The sequence below is a fragment of the Actinokineospora globicatena genome, assembly GCF_024171945.1.
Taxonomy (GTDB): domain Bacteria; phylum Actinomycetota; class Actinomycetes; order Mycobacteriales; family Pseudonocardiaceae; genus Actinokineospora; species Actinokineospora globicatena.
In genome coordinates this window covers 140,014-158,964 of the sequence record NZ_JAMTCR010000004.1, presented here as the reverse complement: position 1 = coordinate 158,964, position 18,951 = coordinate 140,014, and the positions used below count along the sequence as shown (strand labels likewise).

The 18,951-nt window shown below is 70.8% G+C and carries 15 protein-coding genes; 7 read left to right on the top strand and 8 right to left on the bottom strand.

The genetic code is table 11. From position 1 onward, the window contains the following. Nucleotides 1-32 precede the first annotated feature (32 nt). Together LV79_RS19625 and LV79_RS19620 are read right to left on the bottom strand one after the other, a co-directional pair. Nucleotides 33-1,139 (bottom strand): NAD(P)/FAD-dependent oxidoreductase, encoded by a 1,107-nt coding sequence (locus LV79_RS19625; protein ID WP_253838834.1) that lies wholly within the window; start codon nucleotides 1,137-1,139, stop codon nucleotides 33-35. A gap of 75 nt (nucleotides 1,140-1,214) precedes the next feature. Further along, nucleotides 1,215-2,099 (bottom strand): RNA polymerase sigma-70 factor, encoded by an 885-nt coding sequence (locus tag LV79_RS19620; protein WP_253838831.1) that lies wholly within the window; start codon nucleotides 2,097-2,099, stop codon nucleotides 1,215-1,217. A 95-nt stretch (nucleotides 2,100-2,194) separates the two neighbouring features. Here LV79_RS19620 and LV79_RS19615 point away from each other — a divergent pair, with 95 nt between their 5' ends. Both LV79_RS19615 and LV79_RS19610 read left to right on the top strand, forming a co-directional pair. Beyond that, the gene (locus LV79_RS19615; RefSeq protein ID WP_253838829.1) at nucleotides 2,195-2,728 is read left to right on the top strand and encodes a dihydrofolate reductase family protein; all 534 of its coding nucleotides are present in this window, start codon (nucleotides 2,195-2,197) and stop codon (nucleotides 2,726-2,728) included. 129 nt (nucleotides 2,729-2,857) lie between these two features. Beyond that, nucleotides 2,858-5,896, top strand: a complete 3,039-nt coding sequence (locus tag LV79_RS19610; protein WP_253838827.1) for an NACHT domain-containing protein — start codon at nucleotides 2,858-2,860, stop codon at nucleotides 5,894-5,896. A 43-nt stretch (nucleotides 5,897-5,939) separates the two neighbouring features. On the opposite strand, the gene LV79_RS19605 is transcribed toward LV79_RS19610, so the two are convergent. The 4 genes from LV79_RS19605 to LV79_RS19595 form a co-directional block, all read right to left on the bottom strand. After that, nucleotides 5,940-7,364, bottom strand: coding sequence for a WGR domain-containing protein (locus LV79_RS19605; protein ID WP_253838824.1), 1,425 nt, complete (start codon nucleotides 7,362-7,364; stop codon nucleotides 5,940-5,942). Nucleotides 7,365-7,398: 34 nt separating this feature from the next. Beyond that, on the bottom strand, nucleotides 7,399-7,713 hold the full coding sequence (locus tag LV79_RS34040; protein WP_372495366.1) for a hypothetical protein: 315 nt from the start codon (nucleotides 7,711-7,713) through the stop codon (nucleotides 7,399-7,401). Nucleotides 7,714-7,779: 66 nt separating this feature from the next. Further along, nucleotides 7,780-8,763, bottom strand: a complete 984-nt coding sequence (locus LV79_RS19600) for a catalase (protein WP_285469933.1) — start codon at nucleotides 8,761-8,763, stop codon at nucleotides 7,780-7,782. 642 nt (nucleotides 8,764-9,405) lie between these two features. Beyond that, nucleotides 9,406-13,425: a SpoIIE family protein phosphatase gene (locus tag LV79_RS19595; protein ID WP_253838822.1), complete on the bottom strand. Its 4,020-nt coding sequence runs from the start codon at nucleotides 13,423-13,425 to the stop codon at nucleotides 9,406-9,408. A gap of 238 nt (nucleotides 13,426-13,663) precedes the next feature. On the opposite strand from LV79_RS19595, the gene LV79_RS19590 reads away from it, so the two are divergent. From LV79_RS19590 to LV79_RS19575, 4 genes are all read left to right on the top strand, one after another. Next, nucleotides 13,664-14,440, top strand: a complete 777-nt coding sequence (locus LV79_RS19590; RefSeq protein ID WP_253838821.1) for an immunity protein TriTu family protein — start codon at nucleotides 13,664-13,666, stop codon at nucleotides 14,438-14,440. A gap of 30 nt (nucleotides 14,441-14,470) precedes the next feature. Continuing rightward, a complete protein-coding gene (locus LV79_RS19585; RefSeq protein WP_253838819.1) occupies nucleotides 14,471-14,977 on the top strand; it encodes a hypothetical protein in 507 nt (168 codons plus the stop codon). A 27-nt stretch (nucleotides 14,978-15,004) separates the two neighbouring features. Then, nucleotides 15,005-15,355 (top strand): HAD family hydrolase, encoded by a 351-nt coding sequence (locus LV79_RS19580; protein ID WP_253838817.1) that lies wholly within the window; start codon nucleotides 15,005-15,007, stop codon nucleotides 15,353-15,355. Between the two features lie 114 nt (nucleotides 15,356-15,469). After that, a complete protein-coding gene (locus LV79_RS19575) occupies nucleotides 15,470-15,817 on the top strand; it encodes an ArsR/SmtB family transcription factor (RefSeq protein WP_253838815.1) in 348 nt (115 codons plus the stop codon). Here the strand turns inward: LV79_RS19575 and LV79_RS19570 are convergent, their stop codons facing one another. Next, nucleotides 15,818-16,540 (bottom strand): class I SAM-dependent methyltransferase, encoded by a 723-nt coding sequence (locus LV79_RS19570; RefSeq protein ID WP_253838812.1) that lies wholly within the window; start codon nucleotides 16,538-16,540, stop codon nucleotides 15,818-15,820. It lies immediately after the preceding gene. Nucleotides 16,541-16,663: 123 nt separating this feature from the next. Continuing rightward, nucleotides 16,664-18,211, bottom strand: coding sequence for an alpha/beta hydrolase (locus LV79_RS19565; protein ID WP_253838810.1), 1,548 nt, complete (start codon nucleotides 18,209-18,211; stop codon nucleotides 16,664-16,666). Nucleotides 18,212-18,645: 434 nt separating this feature from the next. Between LV79_RS19565 and LV79_RS19560 the strand changes: the two genes are divergently transcribed. After that, entirely contained in the window at nucleotides 18,646-18,951 is a 306-nt protein-coding gene (locus LV79_RS19560; RefSeq protein WP_253838808.1) for a hypothetical protein, read from the top strand.

Genomic DNA, 18,951 nt, shown 5'->3' with positions numbered 1-18,951 from the left:
ATGCTCCACCCCCCGCCCGTCCGGTCACGCGGCTACGTTGTCCGAAGTGGACGAACCGCGCGCAGCGGGCCGGGTCGGCGGGCGGAGAGCGCGGCGCCCCGGACGATGGCCTCCTTGGCCAGCGCGGCGGTCCGACCGGTGAGGATCTTCTCCCCAGGGCTGTCGTCGGGGTTGAGGAACTGGAGCAGCGCGTCGCGGCGTCCGAGGCTGATGCACTGCGCGACGAACTTGAACCGCAACGGCTCGGGTTCACGGCCGGTGATCCTGGCCGCGATGCCGTCGGCGACGTGCTGGGCGGAGGGAAGCGCTGTGGCGCAGGCCATCCGCAGGTTGCCGGGCAGCGCGGTCGCGTCGCCCGCCGCGTAGACGGTGTCGTGGCTCTGGGAGCGCAACGTCTGGTCGACCAGCACCCGGCCCTGGTTGTCCACCGCGAGCCCGGAGTCACGGGCGAGGCTGGGGACGGTGAACCCGGTGCACCAGAGGGTGGCCTCGCCGGGGAGGTGCTCGCCGGTGGCGAGGGTGACGCCGTCCGGGTGCGTCTCGACGACCTTGGTCTCGTGGATCTCGACGCCCATGCGGGTCAGCACGGTGCGGAGGTGGTCGCGGGCGCGGGGCGACAGCCAGGCACCCAGTTCCTCGCCGGTGACCAGCCGCACCGCCAAGCCGGGACGGGACTCGGCGAGTTCGGTGGCCATCTCGAGCCCGGTAGCGCCGCCACCGACGACGGTCACCCTGGCGCCGTCGGGGAGTTGGGCGAGACGCGCCCGGGTCAGCGCCGTGTCGTCCGCGCCGGAGATGGTGAGTGCGTGCTGGTCGACGACGCCGGTGCTGCCCGCCGCATAGACGAGAAAGTCGTAGTCGAGTTCACGCGCGCCCACGGTCAGGCGTCGTGCGTCGGGGTCCAGCGCGGTCGCGGTACCGACGACCAGCGACACGCCCCGCTTCCCCAGCAGCGCGGCCAGGTCGACCCGGGCGCCGTCCGTGCCGACCGCGACCTGGTGCAGCCGCACCCGTTCCACGAACCACGGGCTGGGGTTGACGACGGTCACCTCGACCCGGTCCCCCACCGCCCGCGCCACCCGCCCGGCCGCCGACAGCCCGGCGTACCCCGCTCCGACCACCACGATCCGCTGTGCCATGGTCCTGCTCCTCTCGGTTCGGGAGTTGAACCGAGCGGCGGCGCGATTGCTGACAGGACCGGGCGGTGACTCCGGTCACGCGGTCCCGAGCTGGGCGGCGAGGTGGTGGAGCTTGTCCGGGTTGGCGACCGCGTGCACGGTGGTGATCAGGTCGTCGACCACCTCGAGGACCACCACGCCCCACAGCCGCCCGTCGACCACGGCGACGAACCCGACCTCGCCGTTGACCTCCCGCAGCGAGACCTCCAGCCCCGGGACCTGCCGCGACATCCAGCCGGTGAGGTAGCGCGCGACCTGCTCGACACCGCGCACCGGACGCCGGGCGGCGGAGACCTTGCCGCCGCCGTCGGCCCAGGACACGACGTCGGCGGCCAGCACGCTCTCCAACCCGGCGAGGTCCCCGGTCGCCGCGGCGGCCAGGAAGCGGTGGGCGATGACCTCGGCCCGCTCCCGGTCGACCGGCACCCGGCGGCGCGCCCCGTCGAGGTGCGCGCGGGCCCGCCGGTACACCTGCGCCGAGTTCGCCTCCGTCACGTCGAGCACGTCGGCGATCTCGCGGTGGCTGTAGCCGAACGCCTCGCGCAGCACGAAGACCGCGCGCTCGGCCGGGGTCAGCCGCTCCAGCAGCACGAGCAGCGCCAGCGACACCGACTCCCGCTGCTCGGCGGACTCCATCGGCCCCAGCGCGGCCCGCTCGGTGAGCACCGGCTCCGGTAGCCACGGCCCGACGTAGCTCTCCCGCCTGGCCCGCGCCGCGGTGAGCCGGTTGAGGCACAGGTTGGTCACCACCTTGGCCAACCAGGCCGCCGGGGTGACCACCGCGTCCCGGTCGGCGCCGTTCCAGCGCAGGAACGCGTCCTGCACGGCGTCCTCCGCCTCGGCGGCGGACCCCAACAACCGGTACGCGAGCGCGAACAACCGCGACCGCTGCGCTTCGAAGTCAGCCACCAGGTCGGACACACCACCAGCGTACTACCGTCCGATGTGGACTCCCTGCGTCGGGCTGACCGGTCGCGTACCGTCGCCGGGGACGGGCACCACCGCGGGAGGTAGGGATGGGCAAGCTGCTGTACTCGGCGACGATGTCACTGGACGGGTTCATCGCGGGCCCGGACGGCGACATGTCGTGGCTGGCGGCCCAGGACGGCCCCGATCCCGAGTCCGAGGCACTGGCCGCCACCATCGGCGCGATCCTCGTCGGCAACCGCACCTACGGCGGCGACGACCCGAACCGCGGCACCGACGCCGAGGGCGCCTTCGGCGGCACGTGGTCCGGACCGCAGTTCGTGCTCACCCACAACCCGCCCGCCACCCCGGTCCCGGGCACCACCTTCACCGACGACCTACCCGGCGCCATCACCGCGGCCAGGGAGGCGGCGGGCGACAAGTACGTCAACGTGCTGGGCGCCAACACCGCCGCCCAATGCCTTGCCCTGGGCGAACTCGACGAGATCCTCGTCTTCATCGCCCCCGTCCTCCTCGGCGACGGCACCCGCCTGTTCACCCACGACGGCGGCACCACCATCCCCCTGGAACGGCTCAACACCAACCACTCCACCCCCAGCGCCCACTACCGCGTGCTCCGCTGATCTTGTCCAGGAAATGTCCAGTCCCCGGTGAGGACCAAGGTCACCCACCGTCCGCCCGGGTGTAACGCCCCCTTCACGCACCGCGACTCCCAGCGGCAGAGGTGACCTTCGGGAACTGGAGCCGCGTCCATGATCCTTGCCGTCGACCGGTACGACGAACTGGAACAGGCCTACCTCGACGACGGCTGCGCGGAGCGCTCGACGATCCACTTCAGCGTCGCCGCGATCGACTTCCAACTCCGGTTCACCATGCTGTGCGCGGCGGCCGCGCTGCGGGAGCAGGACCCGTACCAGGTGCAGCTGAGCCGCGCACCCGGATTCGGTACCTACCAGGCCTTCCTGAGCAAGGCGCGCTCGATCCTGCACAAGTCCGGGTACACCGACTTCGCCGCCGTCATCAGGCTCGTCGACGAGGTGTTCGCCGCGATCACCGGCTTCAACGGGCGCGACCCCCGGTTCGGCTCGCTGACCAAGCTGCGCAACGAACTCGCCCACGCCCAGGTGATGCCCACCGGGGCGGACCTCGCCGCGCTGCGGGACAGCGTGCTGGCGGTGGCCAAGCAGATCTCCGCAGCCATCCGCGGGTTCCTGACCGGGGCGGAGATCGTCACGCGCCCCGGCGACGCGGACCTCGGCGCGGTCGACTTCGCGTGGGCCGACCGGCGGCTGTCGATGTGGCCGTTCCTGTGCGCGGACCGCAGCGGCAGGCTGTGCGTGTTCGCCCAGTTCAACTCCACGGCGCCGACCTACCTGCGCGCGGGCTCGGCCGACGTCACCGTCAAGGGCGGCGGCGACGAGCTGATCATCGACCTGACCGCGGTGATGCGCCCGCTCGACAACGACCGCTTCGGCCACTTCGTCGCCGACATCCAGCTCGACCTGGCCGGGTTCCGCGACGCCGACCACGCCTGCCACCACTACGAGGTCGACGGCATGGTCGCCATCCTCTGGTTCCGCGCCACCAGCGAGGGCACCGAGGCGCGCACCGACCAGTTCCGCCTCGGCGACGGCGAACAACGCCAGTGGCTGAACCCGAGCACCGGCGAGTGGTGCCCCTACCCGGACTTCCTGCGCGACATCGTGAACTGGCCGGTGGCCGTCGCGCGCTTCCGCCAGTACCTGGAGAAGATCGAGGAGGAACTGCTCGAGGGCGAGCGGGAGGGCCTGGCCTGGACCAAGGGCGCCGGTGTCTACATCAAGCCCACCTTCCGCGTCACGGGCCTGCAGAACTCGAGCCGCAAGGCCGAGCCCATGGGCATCGACGAGCTGCGGGCCGAGATCGACGGCAGGCTGCGGCTGCGCGGCTCGAAGTCCCGGATCTACTTCGTGGAGGGCGAGGCGGGCATCGGCAAGACCAGGACCCTGGTCGCCACCGCGCTGGAGCGGGCGCGCGAGATCGAGCGGGAACCGGGCTCGACCCGCTCGCAGGACCGGTTGCCGCTGCTGTACTACGTCCGGTCCACCGGGCAGGCGTCCAACAGCCTGGACACCGTCATCGACGCCGCCGCGACCAAGACCAAGAACCTGGAACTGGAGAACATCAAGGCGCTGTGCCGCAACGGGCTCATCGCGCTGGTGGTCGACGGTCTCGACGAGCTGCTCGGCGGGGTGGGCTACGACAACGCCCTCGGCTCGCTGCGGCAGTGGATCGAGGCGATGGCGGGCCGGGGCGTCATCGTGGTCTCGGCGCGCTCCTCGTACTACGTCAACCAGTACAGCGAGAGCATCCGGCGCGACCGCGAGCAGCTCGACATCGTCGTCGAGCACCGGGTGGCCACCGTCACCGAGTGGGACGACGACCAGCTCGCGGGGTTCCTGCGCCAGCACGGGGTCGACCCGGCGCGAGCGGAGCGGCTCTCACGCGAGGACCGCAAGCTGCTCGGTCTGCCGTTCTTCGCGCGGGTGTACGCCGAGTTCGCGGACACCTTCAACGAGAACTCCGAGACGCTGCCCGACCTGCTGCTCAACCAGTACATCGCCCGTGAGTCACCGAAACTGGTCGACGGCCAGCACCGACCGCTGCTCAACGTCACGCAGCTGCGGGCCACCTTCGAGCGCTTGGCCGTGGCGATGGCGGAGCGGGGGGCGCGGGAGGCCGATCTCGACGACCTCGAGCACGCCGCGCTGGCCGCGACCGGGCTGCACGACATCACGCTCATCCCCGGTCTGCGCGACCGGCTCTCGACGCTGTGCGCGCTCAAGGTGTCCAGCTCGGCCAACGCCGACAAGCGGTTCTCGTTCCAGCACGAGCTCTTCTACGACATCTTCCTCGCCGACGCGATCCTGCGGGACCTGCACGCCGACGACTTCGTCCACGTGCTCACCATGATGGCGACGGTCCAGTGGCGCGCGGCGACCGTGTCCCGGGTGACCCGCGAGGGCGGGGAGAACGTCGAGCTGCTGTTCACCGTGGAGCCCCACCAGCTCCCGGACGACCTGCACACCTCCCAGCGGCGCACGTTCAGCGCGAACCTGGGCGCTCTGCTGGCGAGCCACGCGCGGTCCACGGGCGAGGTGACCGAGACCGCGGTGGTCCAGGCCACCTTCGGCGCGCTCGACCTCATCGGTGTCGCGGTGGACGGTGTGCGGTTCGAGCGCTGCGAGTTCGAGACCCTGCGGCTGCCGTCCACGGGCGTGCGCGGGCTCGAGTTCATCGACTGCGCCATCGGCACGCTGTTCGTCGAGACCGGCGGCAAACCGCTCAAGTGCGTCACGGCGTTCGAGAACACGGCGGTCGCGCAACTGGTGCGGCCCACCGCGTTCCTGGAGAAGACGCACGCGGTGCGGCAGGCGCTCTACGAACTGGGCGCCCCGGTCACCAGGGTCAAGGCGGCCGAGCCGGACAGCGAGTTCGCGGACGCGGTCGAGTTCTTCCTGGACAACATCCGCGCCAGGGTCGACACGGTCGTCGTCTACGAGCGCACGCTCAGGCCCGCCGAGGAGAACATCCGGTGGCAGAACGAGTATGGGATGGACCAGTGGGTGGCGTTCATCCGGATCCTGGACGACACCGGGTGCGCCAGGCTGGTCCCGTTCTCCGCGGGCGGGCCGCCGGTGCGGCGGGTCAAGATCCTGTCGATCGAGAAGCTGCGGGACCGGGTCGCCGAGGGCCCGAACTCGCCGATCGCCCAGTTCTGGCAGGCCGTGCGCAAGCACAAGGTCACCTGAGCCCGGTTCGGGCCTGGGGTGCCCCCAGGCCCGAACCCGACCACTAGTGGATGCGCTTGATCTCGCCGCGGGCGCGGTAGAAGGAGCCGCTGGCCGAGGTGAGGACCTCGGAGACGACGTAGCGGGCGCCGGGGACGCGGATGTGCTTGGGGAACTGGACGCCCCAGGTGCGGTCGTAGCCGTCGGACAGGACGTGGACGCGGACCCGGCCGCCGACCTGGACGCACTCCACCAGGACACCGTCGCCGGGGGCGACGTGCGTGACGACCTCGACCTCCGCGGTGGCCTCGACCCGGTTGATGCTGCCCGCCTTGATGTCCTGGCGGTCGGGCAGGGTGCCCTGCTCGGCGGCGTGGACGGCGGCCGGGCTGGCGTCGACGCAGGCGAGGGAGCCGTCGGTGGTCACCAGGTACAGGCGCTCGTCGCGGTACTGCATGGAGTACGCGGAACCGCAGCCGGTGCCCAGCTTCCACAGCCGGGTGCCGTCGGCGGCGAAGCAGTACACAGAGGACTGGTTGTCCCCCGCGAAGACGAACTCGCCGTCGGGTGAGGTGGCGCAGGAGAACACCGCGGCGTCGCAGCGGTAGTCGCCGGTGACCTGGCCGTCGGACTTCGCGAACCGGTGCACCCAGCCGCGGCTGGTGCCCGCGAACACCTCGGCGCGCTCCTGCCAGCCGAACAGGACACTGCCGGTGGTCTCCGCGTGCCACACCTGCTCGCCGCGCGTGGAGTAGTGCGTCACGCCGCGGGAGTGCCCGTGGTACACGCCGTCGGCGGCGTTGCGGACCATCCACCCGCTGTCGCCGGAACTCGGCCGCGACCACTGGAACTCGTCCTCGTGGTCGACGACGGTGACGCCACCCTGCCGGTCGGACACCCCGAGCACGCCGTCGTGGATGTCGAGCCAGTAGATGTCGACGTCGTTGGCGATCTCGTAGGCCACCCGGGGGACCTTCGCGCCCAGGTCGTAGACGTTGCCGTCGTCGCAGCCCGCGTAGATCCAGAAGTCGTCGGCGACGATGCACTTGACCGCGTCCGGGAGTCCGAACCGGCCGGTCACCCTGCCGTCGTGGGTCAGCGTGTAGACGTCGCCGTTCTCGTTGCCCACCCAGGCCTGCTCGTCGCCGACGAAGATGCCGAACGCCGGGGCGCCGGAGGCGAAGCGCCACAGCACCGGGGCCTGGCGCGCGGTCGAGCGGGTGCTGACGATCTCCCGCCTGCTCACCGGCCTGCGCGCCCGCTCGCCCTTGACCGCGGGCGCGTACCCCTTGCGCACCTTCTCGCCGATCTTCTTCTCGGCGGCCTTGAGCGCCTTGCCGTTGTCGGCGAAGGTCGCCGTCCTGACCTGCCCCTGCTCCCCGATCCGCCCGTAGGTGATGGTGACCTCGGTGTCCACGACGCGCACCTCGTAGAACTTGTGCGCGCCGCCCCCCGTCTCGGACAGCTCCAGGTACGTCGTGGCGGACATGTGTCGATTCCTCTCTGCGTGAGCTGGAATCACACTATCGGGGGCCACCGACAGTCCCGGAGCGGTGACAGTCAGCCCGCTCGACTCCGGAGTGTCCACAGTTCGGCACCGCCTCCCCCCCGGACCGTGCCAAGGGGAGGCGGTGCGCGTCGACCTGCGCGAACACGGCCTCCGGGGTGTCACCCAGCACGATGCCCGGCGCGTCGGACGCCACACCCGCCTCGGTGAGGGCGGCGACGCCGTCACCCCACGCGCCGATGGCCTTGGCGTGCCGGTAGGCCTCTTGGAGCATCACGATCACCCTGGAGTCGACCGCGCCAGGTCCGGGCGGGCGTCCGGCGGCGACCAAGAGGGCGTGAACTCGACCGAGCGGCTGGCGAGGAACATGCGCTAGACCTCCAAGCCGTCCGCGCGTTCACCGCCGTTGGCCGCGATGACCAGCGGGGTCAGACCGGCGGCGGTGATCGCGTCGCGCAGGGCGGGCAGGCCTTCGGCGGATGACGTGCTCCCGCTCGACCTCGGTGAGACTGCGGTAGAACAGGCGCGGCTGGCTGAAGTGGTCGGCGAACGACGCCGGTGCCGACCGCTGCTTGGTCGTCGCCGCGATGGCCGTCGCGACCTCCTCGAACGCGCCCGCGTCGAGCCCGGCGTGCAGCGGGCAGCCCCCGCCGAGGGTGTTGGGCTTGTACGCCGTCACTCCACTGTGGACCTCGTGCTGGTGCTGGCCGTCGCGCAGCATGTCGTCGACCGGGGCGTGCGGGCGGTTGACCGGGATCTGGTTGAAGTCGGGCTCGCCGAGGCGGCTGAGCTGGGTGTCCACATAGGAGAACAGCCTGGCCTGCATCAGCGGGTCGTCGGTGACGTCGATGCCCGGCGGCAGGTGCCCGACGTGGAAGGCGACCTGCTCGGTCTCGGCGAAGTAGTTGGTGGGGTTGCGGTTGAGGGTGAGCAGCCCGATCGGCTGGACCGGCACCAGCTCCTCCGGCACGAGCTTGGTCGGGTCGAGCAGATCGATGCCGTCGAAGGTCTGCTCCGGGGTGTCCGGGAACACCTGGACACCCAGCTCCCACTGCGGGAACGCCCCCGCGTCGATCGCGTCGGCCAGGTCCCTGCGGTGGAAGTCGGGGTCCGCACCGTTGATCAGCTGCGCTTCCTCCCAGTCCAGGGAGTGCACGCCGAGCCTCGGCTTCCAGTGGAACTTGGCCAGCGAGGTGCCGCCGTCGTCGCCGATGAGTCGGAAGGTGTGGACGCCGAAGCCCTCCACCATCCGGTAGGAGCGCGGCACGCCCCGGTCGGACAGGTGCCACAGCAGGTGGTGGGTGGCCTCGGTGTGCAGGGTGACGAAGGCCCAGAACGTGTCGTGCGCGCCCTTCCCCCCGATTACCCCTCTCCTCGCCATCTACACCCACCCAGCCACCTCACTCCCGCTTTCCCAGCCCCCCGGCACGCCCCACTCCGCTTCCCCAGCCACCCAAGCCCACCTCCACCCCAACAGGCTCCGCTCGCTTTGCCAGGCACCCAGCCCACCTTCGCGCCCCACTCCGCCTCCCCAGGCACCCAACCCACCCCCACCCAGCGCGTCCCACTCGCTTTGCCAAGCACCCAGCCCACCTATCGCCCCAGCACGCCCACTCCACTTTCCACAGGCCCCGGCCCACCATTCGCCCCAGCACGCCTCACCCAGCCGTCTACACCCACCCCAACGCGCCCCACTCGCTTTCCCAGGCACCCAGCCCACCTTCGCCCCGACGCGCAGGCCCCCACACGCCGTCGCCCCAAGCCGCCTCGGCTGGCAACGCCCGTCGCCCCCGGCTGCCCGATCGGGTGAAACTCCGCCACCCCGGCTCACGAACCCCGCCCACCCGACCACGAGCCCCACCGATCCCGGCCTCCCGGCCAAGATCGACTCGCGTGGTGGGGCCCACCCTCCCGGGGTCTGAGGTCCCACGTTCGAACCTACCAAAATCGGCGACTTGTCAAGAGGGGCAACGAGAACCTGTGGATGGCTCAGCGGGTTGTGGACAACGCCGCGCCAGGGGAGCTATCGAGCCAGGCGGGTGATCATGTGGACAGTGGTGCCAGCGGGGCTCGGGGTGATGGTGACCTGGTCCATCAGCGTCCGCATGAGGGTGATGCCGCGGCCCCGGTGGGGGTTGCGGTCCGGGTCGGGTGGGAGCCAGGCGCCGGAGTCGGTGATGGTGAGGCGCAGGTCGGCGCCGATGGTCTCCGCGTGGAGATGGATGAGGTCCGCCGGGCGGGCGCGGGAGCCGTGTTCGATCGCGTTGGCCCAGGCCTCGCCGACGGCGACCAGGATGTCCTCCACCGCTGTCGTGGGACCGCCGAACTGGGTCAGCCAGGCACGCAGGGTGCGGCGGGCGGGCGCGAGCCGGGACGCGTCCGCCGGGAACTCCAGCACCAGCGGCGCCGGGTGCCGGTACAGCAGGATGGCGACGTCGTCGTCGTACCCGTCCTCCGGGGCCAGGCGGGTCATCACCTGGTCGGCGAGCAGGTCCAGCAGCTCCGCGCGCCCCTGTTCCATCGTCGCCACGACCTGCGAGATCCCCACCGACATCGCCAGCCGCCGACGCTCGACCAACCCGTCCGTGTACACCAGCAGCGTGGCCCCCGGCGGCAGCACGCACACAGTCTCCGGCCGCTGGAACGGCGGCTGCACGGCCAACGGCGTAGCGGCTGCCTGGTCCAAGAACACCGCGTCCACCTGCTGGATAAGAATCGCCGGTGGGTGCCCCGCGCTGGAGTACGTAAGAGTGCCGGTCACCGGGTCGAGCACACCGCAGAACACCGTGGTGCAGATCGCGCCCGGCACATCGGCGGCGAAGTCGTCCAACGCCATAAGAGTCCGCGCCGGTCCCGCGTTCTGCAGCAGCAAGGCGTGGCACGCGCTGCGGAGTTGGCCCATCACCGCGGCCGCGTTGAGCCCACGGCCGACGCAATCGCCGACGACGACCCCGATCCGCCCGTCGGGCAAGGGAACCGTGTCGTACCAGTCGCCGCCGATCTCCAGTGGACTGGCGGCTGGCTCGTACCGCACGACGAACCCCGGCGGCAGGTCGGCCGGACCGAGGATCGCGCGCTGCAACGCCAGCGCGGTCTCCCGCTGCTGATCGATCTGGTGCGCGCGCGACAGCCCCTGCGCGAGGTGCCCGGCCAGCAGCGACAACAGCAGCTCGTCCTGGTGCGTGAACGGCCGCTGCCCGCCGGGTTCCAGCCACAGGACCATCGGCCCCTCCGGGTGGTCCAGGCTGATCCCGACCCCCGCGCCCTCGGTCACCGGCGCGAGCGTCGGGTGCACGAGCAGCCCGGCGAGGGTCAACCGCAACGCGTCGGGCAGGTCCGACCAGACCAGGCCCGGCTCGGTGCTGGTGATCACCGGGTTGTCCGCGCCGACCACGGCCAGCACGCGCGGCGCCCGCCACAGCTCCTTGAGCTCCTCCAGCGCGCCGGACAACGCCTCAGGCAAATCGGAAGCGCCGGAGAGCCGCACGCTCAACGCCGCGAGCGCGCCGTCCCGCTGGATCGCGTAGTGCTCATCGGTGACATCACGGAAGGTGCCGACGGTGACGGTGTGGCCGGTGTCGGGGTCCTGCGCCCGGTTGTGCGTCGCGCTGATCCACAGCCGGTGCCCGTCGCGGTGCTCGACCGGGACGACCGGCCGGACCCCCTTGTCGCCGACCAGCAGGCTGGTGAACGCGTCCACCGCCCGCTGGTTGCCCTCGGGGTCGGCGTCGCGGTCGGGCCACCAGGGGTGCGGCGGCAGGTAGGGCAACCCGTCGGCGCCGTACCCGAGGATGTCGGCGAACGCGCTGTTGACCTCGATGATCGTGCCGTCCGCGTCGCAGACGAAGAACGCCTCTTGCAGCGAGTCGACCAGCGCGGCGCGCCACCGGGCGTGGTGGTTGCGCAGCCGAGCGAGTTCCACGTTGGCCCGGACCCTGGCCAGCAGCTCGGCGGCGGCGAACGGCTTGACCAGGTAGTCGTCGGCCCCCGCCCGCAGCCCCTCGATGGACTCCTCCTGCCCCGCGCGCGCCGACAGCAGCAACACGGGGACGGCCGCCGTGCGCGGGTCACCGCGCAGGGCCGCCACCAGGGCAAGGCCGTCCAGGCGCGGCATCATCACGTCGCTGACCACCAGGTGTGGCGGCGCGGCGCGGATCGACTCCAGCGCGTCGAGCCCGTCGACGGCCATGCGGACCCCGTACCCGGCGCCGACGAGCAACCGGCCGAGGTACTCGCGCATGTCCGCGTTGTCGTCGACGACCAGCACGGTCGCGCCTTGCTCGACGCTAGGGATCGCGGGCAGGTCGTGGTCGCCGGGTAGCCAGCGCAGTGCCTCTTGCACGTAAGGATCAGCCGTCGTCGTGACAGCACTAGAGGTCCACCCCGGCGATACAGCGTCAGCGGGCAAGTGCGCGTGACCGAACGGGAGGCGGATCGTGAACCGAGTGCCCTCTCCCTCGGTGCTGTCGGCGGTGATAGTGCCACCGTGCAGACCGACTAGCTCTTGCACCAACGCGAGGCCGATGCCACTGCCCTCATTGGACCGCGAGCGCGTGTTCTCGATGCGGTGGAAGCGTTCGAACAGTCGAGGTATCTCTATCTGCGGGACACCAACACCCGTGTCGGTGACGACTACGACCGCGTTCCGGCTCTCCGCGCGAACGGCGACTCCGATAGAGCCGTCGAAGGTGAACTTGACCGCGTTGCTGAGCAGGTTGAGGACGACCTTCTCCCACATGCCCAGGTCCAGGTACACCGGCTCCGGCAGCGGCGGGCAGTCGACGACGAAGTCCAGGCCCGCGCGGTCGATCGCCGAGCGGAACACGCTGGCCAGCTCGACCGTGGTGGCCGCGAGGTCGACCGGCTCGAACCGCGCCTGCGCCCGACCGGCCTCGATCCGGGAGAAGTCGAGCAGCGTGTTGACCAGCTTGCCCAGCCGCAACCCGTTGCGCTGCACGATCGCCAGTTCCTCGCGCACCGCCGGGTCGACCCGGTCGAGCAGCTCCTCCACCGGACCCATGATCAGCGCCAGCGGGGTGCGGAACTCGTGGCTGATGTTGGAGAAGAACGTGGTCTTAGCACGGTCGAGTTCGGCCAGTTCTTCCGCTCGCTGCTGCTGCGCCCGGTAACTGCGCGCGCTAGCGATACCGGCAGCGACGTGGCCCGCGACGAGGTCGACGAACCCGCGATAGCCGTCGTCGAGCGGTCGGTGGCGGTTAAGACCGACGACCATGAACCCGTAGTCCCGCAACGGTACGACCAACGCCTGGGTGGGCGCGTCGGGCGAATCCGCAGTGGATAGCCCTAGATCCACCAGAACCGACTCTGCAGTTACTGGCCACTGCCGGTCGAAGATGTCCGTGTCGACGCCTGTAGCGCCGGTCAGTTCCGTGGCGCCGTCGTCCTTAACGGCGTAAGTGAGGGTGAACGGCAGGTCCCGCAGGTTGCGCGCTAGCTGGCCGCAAGCGAACGCGAGCGTCTCCCGCTCAGTGCGCAGCGCACTCGGGTCCGACCCCAGATCCCGCAGAGTGGCCATCCGCCGCTCGCCGATGACCCTGTCAGTGTCCTCGCTGACCACGCACAACATGCCGACCACGGCACCGTCGTCATCGCGCAGTGGGCTGTAAGAGAAGGTGTGGTAGCTCTCCTCCCGGAACCCAGAGCGCTCCACGAACAGCAGCAGCGCCTCGTCCCAGGTCGCTTGGCCGGTAGTCATCACGGTGTCGATCCGAGGCGCGATGTCGGTCCAGATCTCCGCCCACACCTCCCGCGCGGGCCGCCCCAGCGCCCACGGGTACTTCCGGGCCAGGGTGTCGCGCCGGTACGCGGCGTTGCAGAAGAAGGTCAGCTCCGGGCCCCACGCCAGCCACATCGAGAACCGCGACGACAGCAGGATGCTCACCGCCGTGCGCAGGCTCTGCGGCCACCCGGCGGGATCACCCAGCGGCCCGCGCGCCCAGTCGACGACCGCCAAGTCCCGGCCGACCTCGACATCGGCGGCGAACACATCGCTGACGCCCTCGCCTGCCCGACCCGCTGTCACACCAACCCACCCACCCGGCCCACCGTCACACCAACCCACCCACCTGGCCCACCGTCACACCATCCCGACTCACTGTCACCTCAACCCGCGCACCCGACCGAAACCCTCCGTCAGCCGTCACGATCGCAGCCCACGCACCGGCCCGCAGGACGAGCGCGCTACCGCAGGTGCGCAGGTTACGCGACCCCGCCCAGGTCACCGCCGCACTGAGCGGGTGACCCGAACTAGGGTGTGCGCCGTGACCGCCGTGCTGTTCCTCGACATCGATGGACCTCTTATCCCGTTCGGCCTGGCACCGGAGCAGTACGCGGTGCATAGAGCAGATTCGCCCGGCAACCCGCTGCTCGTTCGGGTCGACCCGGCGCACGGTCCCCGGTTGGCGGCGTTGCCGTGCGAACTGGTGTGGGCCACGACGTGGGAGAACGACGCCAACGAGAGCGTCGCGCCGCTGTTAGGGCTACCGCCGTTGCCCGTGGTCACCTGGCCCGACGACGCTAACGACGACGCCGGGGTGCACTGGAAGACCAGGGCCTTGGTCGAGTGGGCGGACGGGCGGCCGTTCGCGTGGATCGACGACGAGATCACCGACGCTGACCGTGCCTGGGTCGCCGCGCACCACGAGGGTCGGGCGCTGCTGCATCGCGTGGATCCCCGGTACGGCCTAACCGACGCCGACTACGCCGTCCTCGCCGAATGGCTTCGCGGGCAAGAGCTGTTCCGGGCCGTCCTGGACTGGGCCGCTGACGAGTACGACGCGCTGACCGAGGCAGGGGTCTCGCTGAACATCACCGGCCCCAGTTGGCAGTACCCGAAGAACTCCGTGCACCTGTATCTGGAGTCGGGACCTCTCGGCGGCATGCTCTCGGTCTGGGACAGCGGCGAGGCAGACGCGATGGTCATCAACCACGACACCGACACCGATCCCACGGTCCAGCACCGGGAGAACAGCACGCCGGAGTCGCTAGGTACCGAACTCGCGGCTCTACGCGCGTGGGTGACAGCAACCCCGCTCTAGCGGTCCAGGCACCGGAACTAGCCTGAGCCCATGGCTGAAACGGACTCACGTGCCGAACCCGCTGAGGAACGCGCGGCACGGCTCAAGGAGCGCGTGTACTTGACGTTCACCGCGTTGGCCGTGGTCCTGGCTCTGCGGTCGCACGGTGGCGAGGCGCTCGAGGCCGCGGTGCTGCTGCTGATCACGGTGACCGGGACCCTGCTGGCGGTCCTGGTGGCCGATGTCGTGTCGCACATCGCGGTGCACGCCGCCCTGCCTGACCGCGAGCGGGTCGGCCGGATGCTGCGGGTCAGCTTCGGTGCCCTGGGCGCGGTCACGCTGCCGTTCGTGTTCCTGGGCCTGGCGGTGGCCGGGGTGTGGAAGATCGAGGGTGCCCTGCGCGCGTCGACCATCGCGCTCGTCGCCGGGCTGGCCGCGATCAGCTACCTGGCCGTCCGCCGGGTGCGGTTGCCCGGCTGGCAGCGCCTCATCGTGCTGGGCGCCGAGCTGGTCCTCGGCGCGGCCGTCGTCGGACTCGAACTCCTCGCCCACGGCTGACCGACACCACCAGAACGGATGAACCGCATGCGCACCCTGGTCGTTCTCGACGTCGATGGCACGCTGCTGCACAGCGTCGCACCGCACCAGAGCGCGTTCCTCGCCGCGCTGCGCGACCTCGGCCTCACGGAGATCGACGCCGCGCGGGGCGGGTACACCCACCACACCGACTCGTGGATCTTCCGCGAGGTCTTCCGGGCCAATACCGGTCGGCTGCCGGGCGACCCGGAGGTCCAGCGGTTCGCCGACGGTGACGGGCTGTGGGACGTGGCGCGGCGGTGGCCACAGGCAGCGAGTGCATCGGCAGCTCACCGGCGCCGTTCGGCCCGTGGTTCCCGGAGAGCGCGGTGTTCGCCTCGTTCGCCGACATCGACCTGACCGCCGACTTCACCCTGGTCGCGCTGGAGGACGTCGTCGAGCCGACGCGTTCACCGCGCGCCCCGCCGCCTGCGCCTGCTGGAACTAGGCGCGGGACTGCGACACTGTCGCACCATGCACGCCTCCCGCGCCGAGCCCGACTGGCGGCTGCTGCCACCCGACGAGCACGTGGCGGCCGCCGTCGACTCGCTGCGCATGCTCGCCGACCCCACCCGGTTGCGCCTGCTCTGGCTCCTGTGCGGCGACGAGTACGACGTCACGACCCTCGCGGGCGCCGTCGGCATCGCCCGCCCGGCTGTGTCCCAGCACCTGGCCAAGCTCCGCCTCACCGGCCTGGTCACCCTCCGCCGTGACGGCCGCCGAGCGCTCTACCGCGCCACCGGCACCCACGTCCGGCACATGCTCGCTGAGGCCCTGCACGCCGCCCACCACCACGCCGCGGGCCTGCCCAACCACGACTGATCAGCGGATCGCGGCCAGCACCCTGCTGTCCCCGTGCTGCCAGATCGTGTCGACCTCGGCGAACCCGGCCGACTCCAGCGCCCGCAGGTGCGTGGACAGGAACTGGGTCTCGGAATGCGGGTCATGCGTCCGCGGGGCGACCAACTCCCCGAACACGCTGTCCCGCGCGATGGCCGCCCACCACTCCTCCCAGTCGTCCTGCGGCTTCCCGGCCGTCGGCCGACCCAACGCCCGGTGCACCCGCGCGAGCGTCGGCGCGGTGTCGTCGGCGGTGAGGTGGTCACCGTCGAGCAAGATCGCGCCCGGTGCCAGCGCGGAACCGGCCTCGGCGTAGGTGACCTTCATCCGCGCCTCGGGCAACCAGTGCAACGCCGTCGTGCTGACCACCGCGTCAACCGGCCGCTCAAGACCCAGCCGATCCACCCACCCCGGCTCCCCCAGATCAGCCGTGACGAACTCCTCCTCGGGATACGCCGCCCGCGCGAGCGCCAACAGCAAGGGGTTCGAGTCGATCCCGATCACCCGCGCCCCAGGAACCCGCGCCCGCAACCTGACCCCGAGCGCCCCCGGCCCACACCCGAGGTCCAGCACCAGGGGATCGGCCCGCCCCGCAACCTCCACCACCGCATCGGCGATCACCCCGAACAACGCCTCCCGGTGCGGCACGTAGAACTCCTGCTGCGCGTCCCACCGAGCGATCCACGACAGAGCGTGCTCGCGCACCCGCCCACCTCCGTGACTGTTGCACCGTCGCCTTCCAGCGATCCTAGGGTCAGTACGCCAGCCTCCTGAACCTCTCACGAGCCGGCGCGCTGGTCGTCTTTCGGGTTGGGTGTACGGGCGTGATCACGGAATAGCTACGTGCGGGAACTGCACGTCTGCGGGAGTTGGCAAAGCGTTCCTCAGCAATGGGGCGCTGGCGGCGGTGGTCGGGTCGGGGTCGCAGGCCAGGTCGTGGCGGGGCAGGGTGCCGGTGGCCAGGAAGCGGTGGGCGGCGGTGATCGCGCAGGACGGGGTGTTGGGGTCGTAGGCGCCGTGGTTGCCGGTGGTCACGGTGACCATGCGGGCTCGGTTGCCGAGGGCGGAGCGCATTCCCAGGGCGCCCGCGTACGGGGTCCCGGGGTCGCGGAGCGTCTGTAGCAAGAGGACGTTGGCCGGGCCGCGGTCGGTCACCCGTACCGCGGGTTCCACCGGGTTCGGCCAGAAGGCGCACGGCCAGATGTTCGCGCCCATGCCGCCCAGGATCGGGTACTCGGCGCGGTTTTCCCGGACCTCACGGCGGTAGTGGTCGATGTCGTGCGACCACAGGGTGTCGCCGCAGGTGACGGCCAGGAGGACGGCGACGGAGTTGTCCTGCGGGATGCCCGGTACGCCGGACGGGTCGCCCCAGCCAGGGGGCGGGCCGTCACCCTCCAGGAAGTGCCACCACGCGCCGATCTCCGGGAAGTAGAGGCTGTGGTACGAGTACGCCCGGAAGATCGCGCGCAGCAGGTTGCCGTTGACCGGTCCCGCCTTCGGGTGCACAACCGGTGCGCGGTCGAGTTTCTTGACCAACGCGAGGAATCCGGCGCGCACCTCGTCCTGAGTGGAGCCGAGTCCATCTTGGACAGCCCACGCCGCGAAGTCCGGGAACCGCGCCTCCGCCCCGCTGTCCCACAACGCCCACTGGTGGTGCCACACGCGGTTCGGGTCGACGTTGGCGTCGAGCACGACCCGGTCGGTCCGCTCCGGGAACAGCGACGCGTACACCGCGCCGAGGTAGCTGCCGTAGGAACCGCTGGAGTAGGACAGTTTCCGCTCCCCCAGCGCGATCCGGATCCGGTCCATGTCGCGCGCGGTGTTCGCCGTGGTCACGTGCCGGACGAGGTCGCCGCCCTTGGCCAGGCAGTCCCGAGCCAGGTCGCGCGCGAACGCCACGTTGCCGGAGATCGAGCCACCCGGCGCGGGGAACGGCAACACCCACTCGTTGGGCAGCTGGGCCGCGGTGCGACCGCAGGTGATCGGCGTGCTGTAGCCAACCCCACGCGGGTCGAAGCCGACCAGGTCGTACCGGTCGAGCACGTCCTGCGAGTACACCTGCGCGTAGCGGCTGGGCAGGTGCAGACTGCGCTCACCGGGCCCGCCTCCGTTGTGCAGCAACACACCGCGCCGCAGTCCTGGCTTCGCGGTGGCCAACCGGGACACCGCGATCTCGATCTTCCGACCCCCCGGCGCCCGGTAGTCCAGCGGCACCTTCACCGTCGCGCACCGCAGCCGCGGATCAGCCGGACCCGGGTCCGGCGGGCAATCCCCCCACACCACGGCGGATCCCTCGGCCACCGCCACCACCGGCATGACCACAGCGGACACCAGCGCCACCAGCACCACACCGACCAGCTTGCGAACCCAGCTCATGATCAGACCCTAGGGAGCGCGCCGACCGCACGTCCAGATCCAAACCCGATCCTTCGACAATCGTACGACGCGGTCCGCCCACCCCGTATCGCTATCCGGCCCGGAAATGCCGGGAATTACATTAACGAGCCATTTCACCCGTGTGGAGTCATGCCGAATCCGGTGCGTGACCAGAACCCCGCCTGCACATCGCGCGTCGCCCAGTCAAGGCAGGTCGGGGACGTGCGTCCGCAGTCTGCCGGTTGATCCACACCGGACACCCAGCGGGCCGGAACAATGGTGCCGGTCGATTCAACCGATCGGTGGTGTACCGCCTGAGTGACGACATTAAGCTCGAGTTCGACATGTTTCGGTCCGCTCTGGGGTGCGGTCACGCGGTCGAGCAAGCGCGGTCGTCGCGCCGCGCCCTGGGGCGTCTGGGAAAGGACTCTGTCATGATGAAGACGTTGCGCGCGGTCACCGCGACGGTCGTGGTCGTCGGCGGGCTGGTCGTCGGGGCGGCACCCGCCCAGGCCCTGCAGAACTGCTACGCGTGGACCAACGGCAGCAAGAACGCCCACGCCACCTGCAACGCCAGCGGCGGCGCCCTGGACGAGCTGCAGGCCCTCGCCTACTGCCGCAACCCCAACGGCTCCACTTTCACCGTCACCGGCAACACCGTCACCGCCGTCAGCGCCGTCTCCACCGCCAGCTGCCCCGGCAGCTCGCTCGTCTACGACAAGTCCTACCTGCTGGGCTAA

What these genes read in the sequence shown, in the direction of transcription:
- LV79_RS19565 (WP_253838810.1), bottom strand. Translation starts at nt 18,211, where the DNA reads ATGAGCTGGGTTCGCAAGCTGGTCGGTGTGGTGCTGGTGGCGCTGGTG.
- LV79_RS19585 (WP_253838819.1), top strand. Translation starts at nt 14,471, where the DNA reads ATGGCTGAAACGGACTCACGTGCCGAACCCGCTGAGGAACGCGCGGCA.
- LV79_RS19605 (WP_253838824.1), bottom strand. Translation starts at nt 7,364, where the DNA reads ATGTCCGCCACGACGTACCTGGAGCTGTCCGAGACGGGGGGCGGCGCG.
- LV79_RS19560 (WP_253838808.1), top strand. Translation starts at nt 18,646, where the DNA reads ATGATGAAGACGTTGCGCGCGGTCACCGCGACGGTCGTGGTCGTCGGC.
- LV79_RS19615 (WP_253838829.1), top strand. Translation starts at nt 2,195, where the DNA reads ATGGGCAAGCTGCTGTACTCGGCGACGATGTCACTGGACGGGTTCATC.
- LV79_RS19580 (WP_253838817.1), top strand. Translation starts at nt 15,005, where the DNA reads ATGCGCACCCTGGTCGTTCTCGACGTCGATGGCACGCTGCTGCACAGC.
- LV79_RS19625 (WP_253838834.1), bottom strand. Translation starts at nt 1,139, where the DNA reads ATGGCACAGCGGATCGTGGTGGTCGGAGCGGGGTACGCCGGGCTGTCG.
- LV79_RS19575 (WP_253838815.1), top strand. Translation starts at nt 15,470, where the DNA reads ATGCACGCCTCCCGCGCCGAGCCCGACTGGCGGCTGCTGCCACCCGAC.
- LV79_RS19610 (WP_253838827.1), top strand. Translation starts at nt 2,858, where the DNA reads ATGATCCTTGCCGTCGACCGGTACGACGAACTGGAACAGGCCTACCTC.
- LV79_RS19600 (WP_285469933.1), bottom strand. Translation starts at nt 8,763, where the DNA reads ATGGCGAGGAGAGGGGTAATCGGGGGGAAGGGCGCGCACGACACGTTC.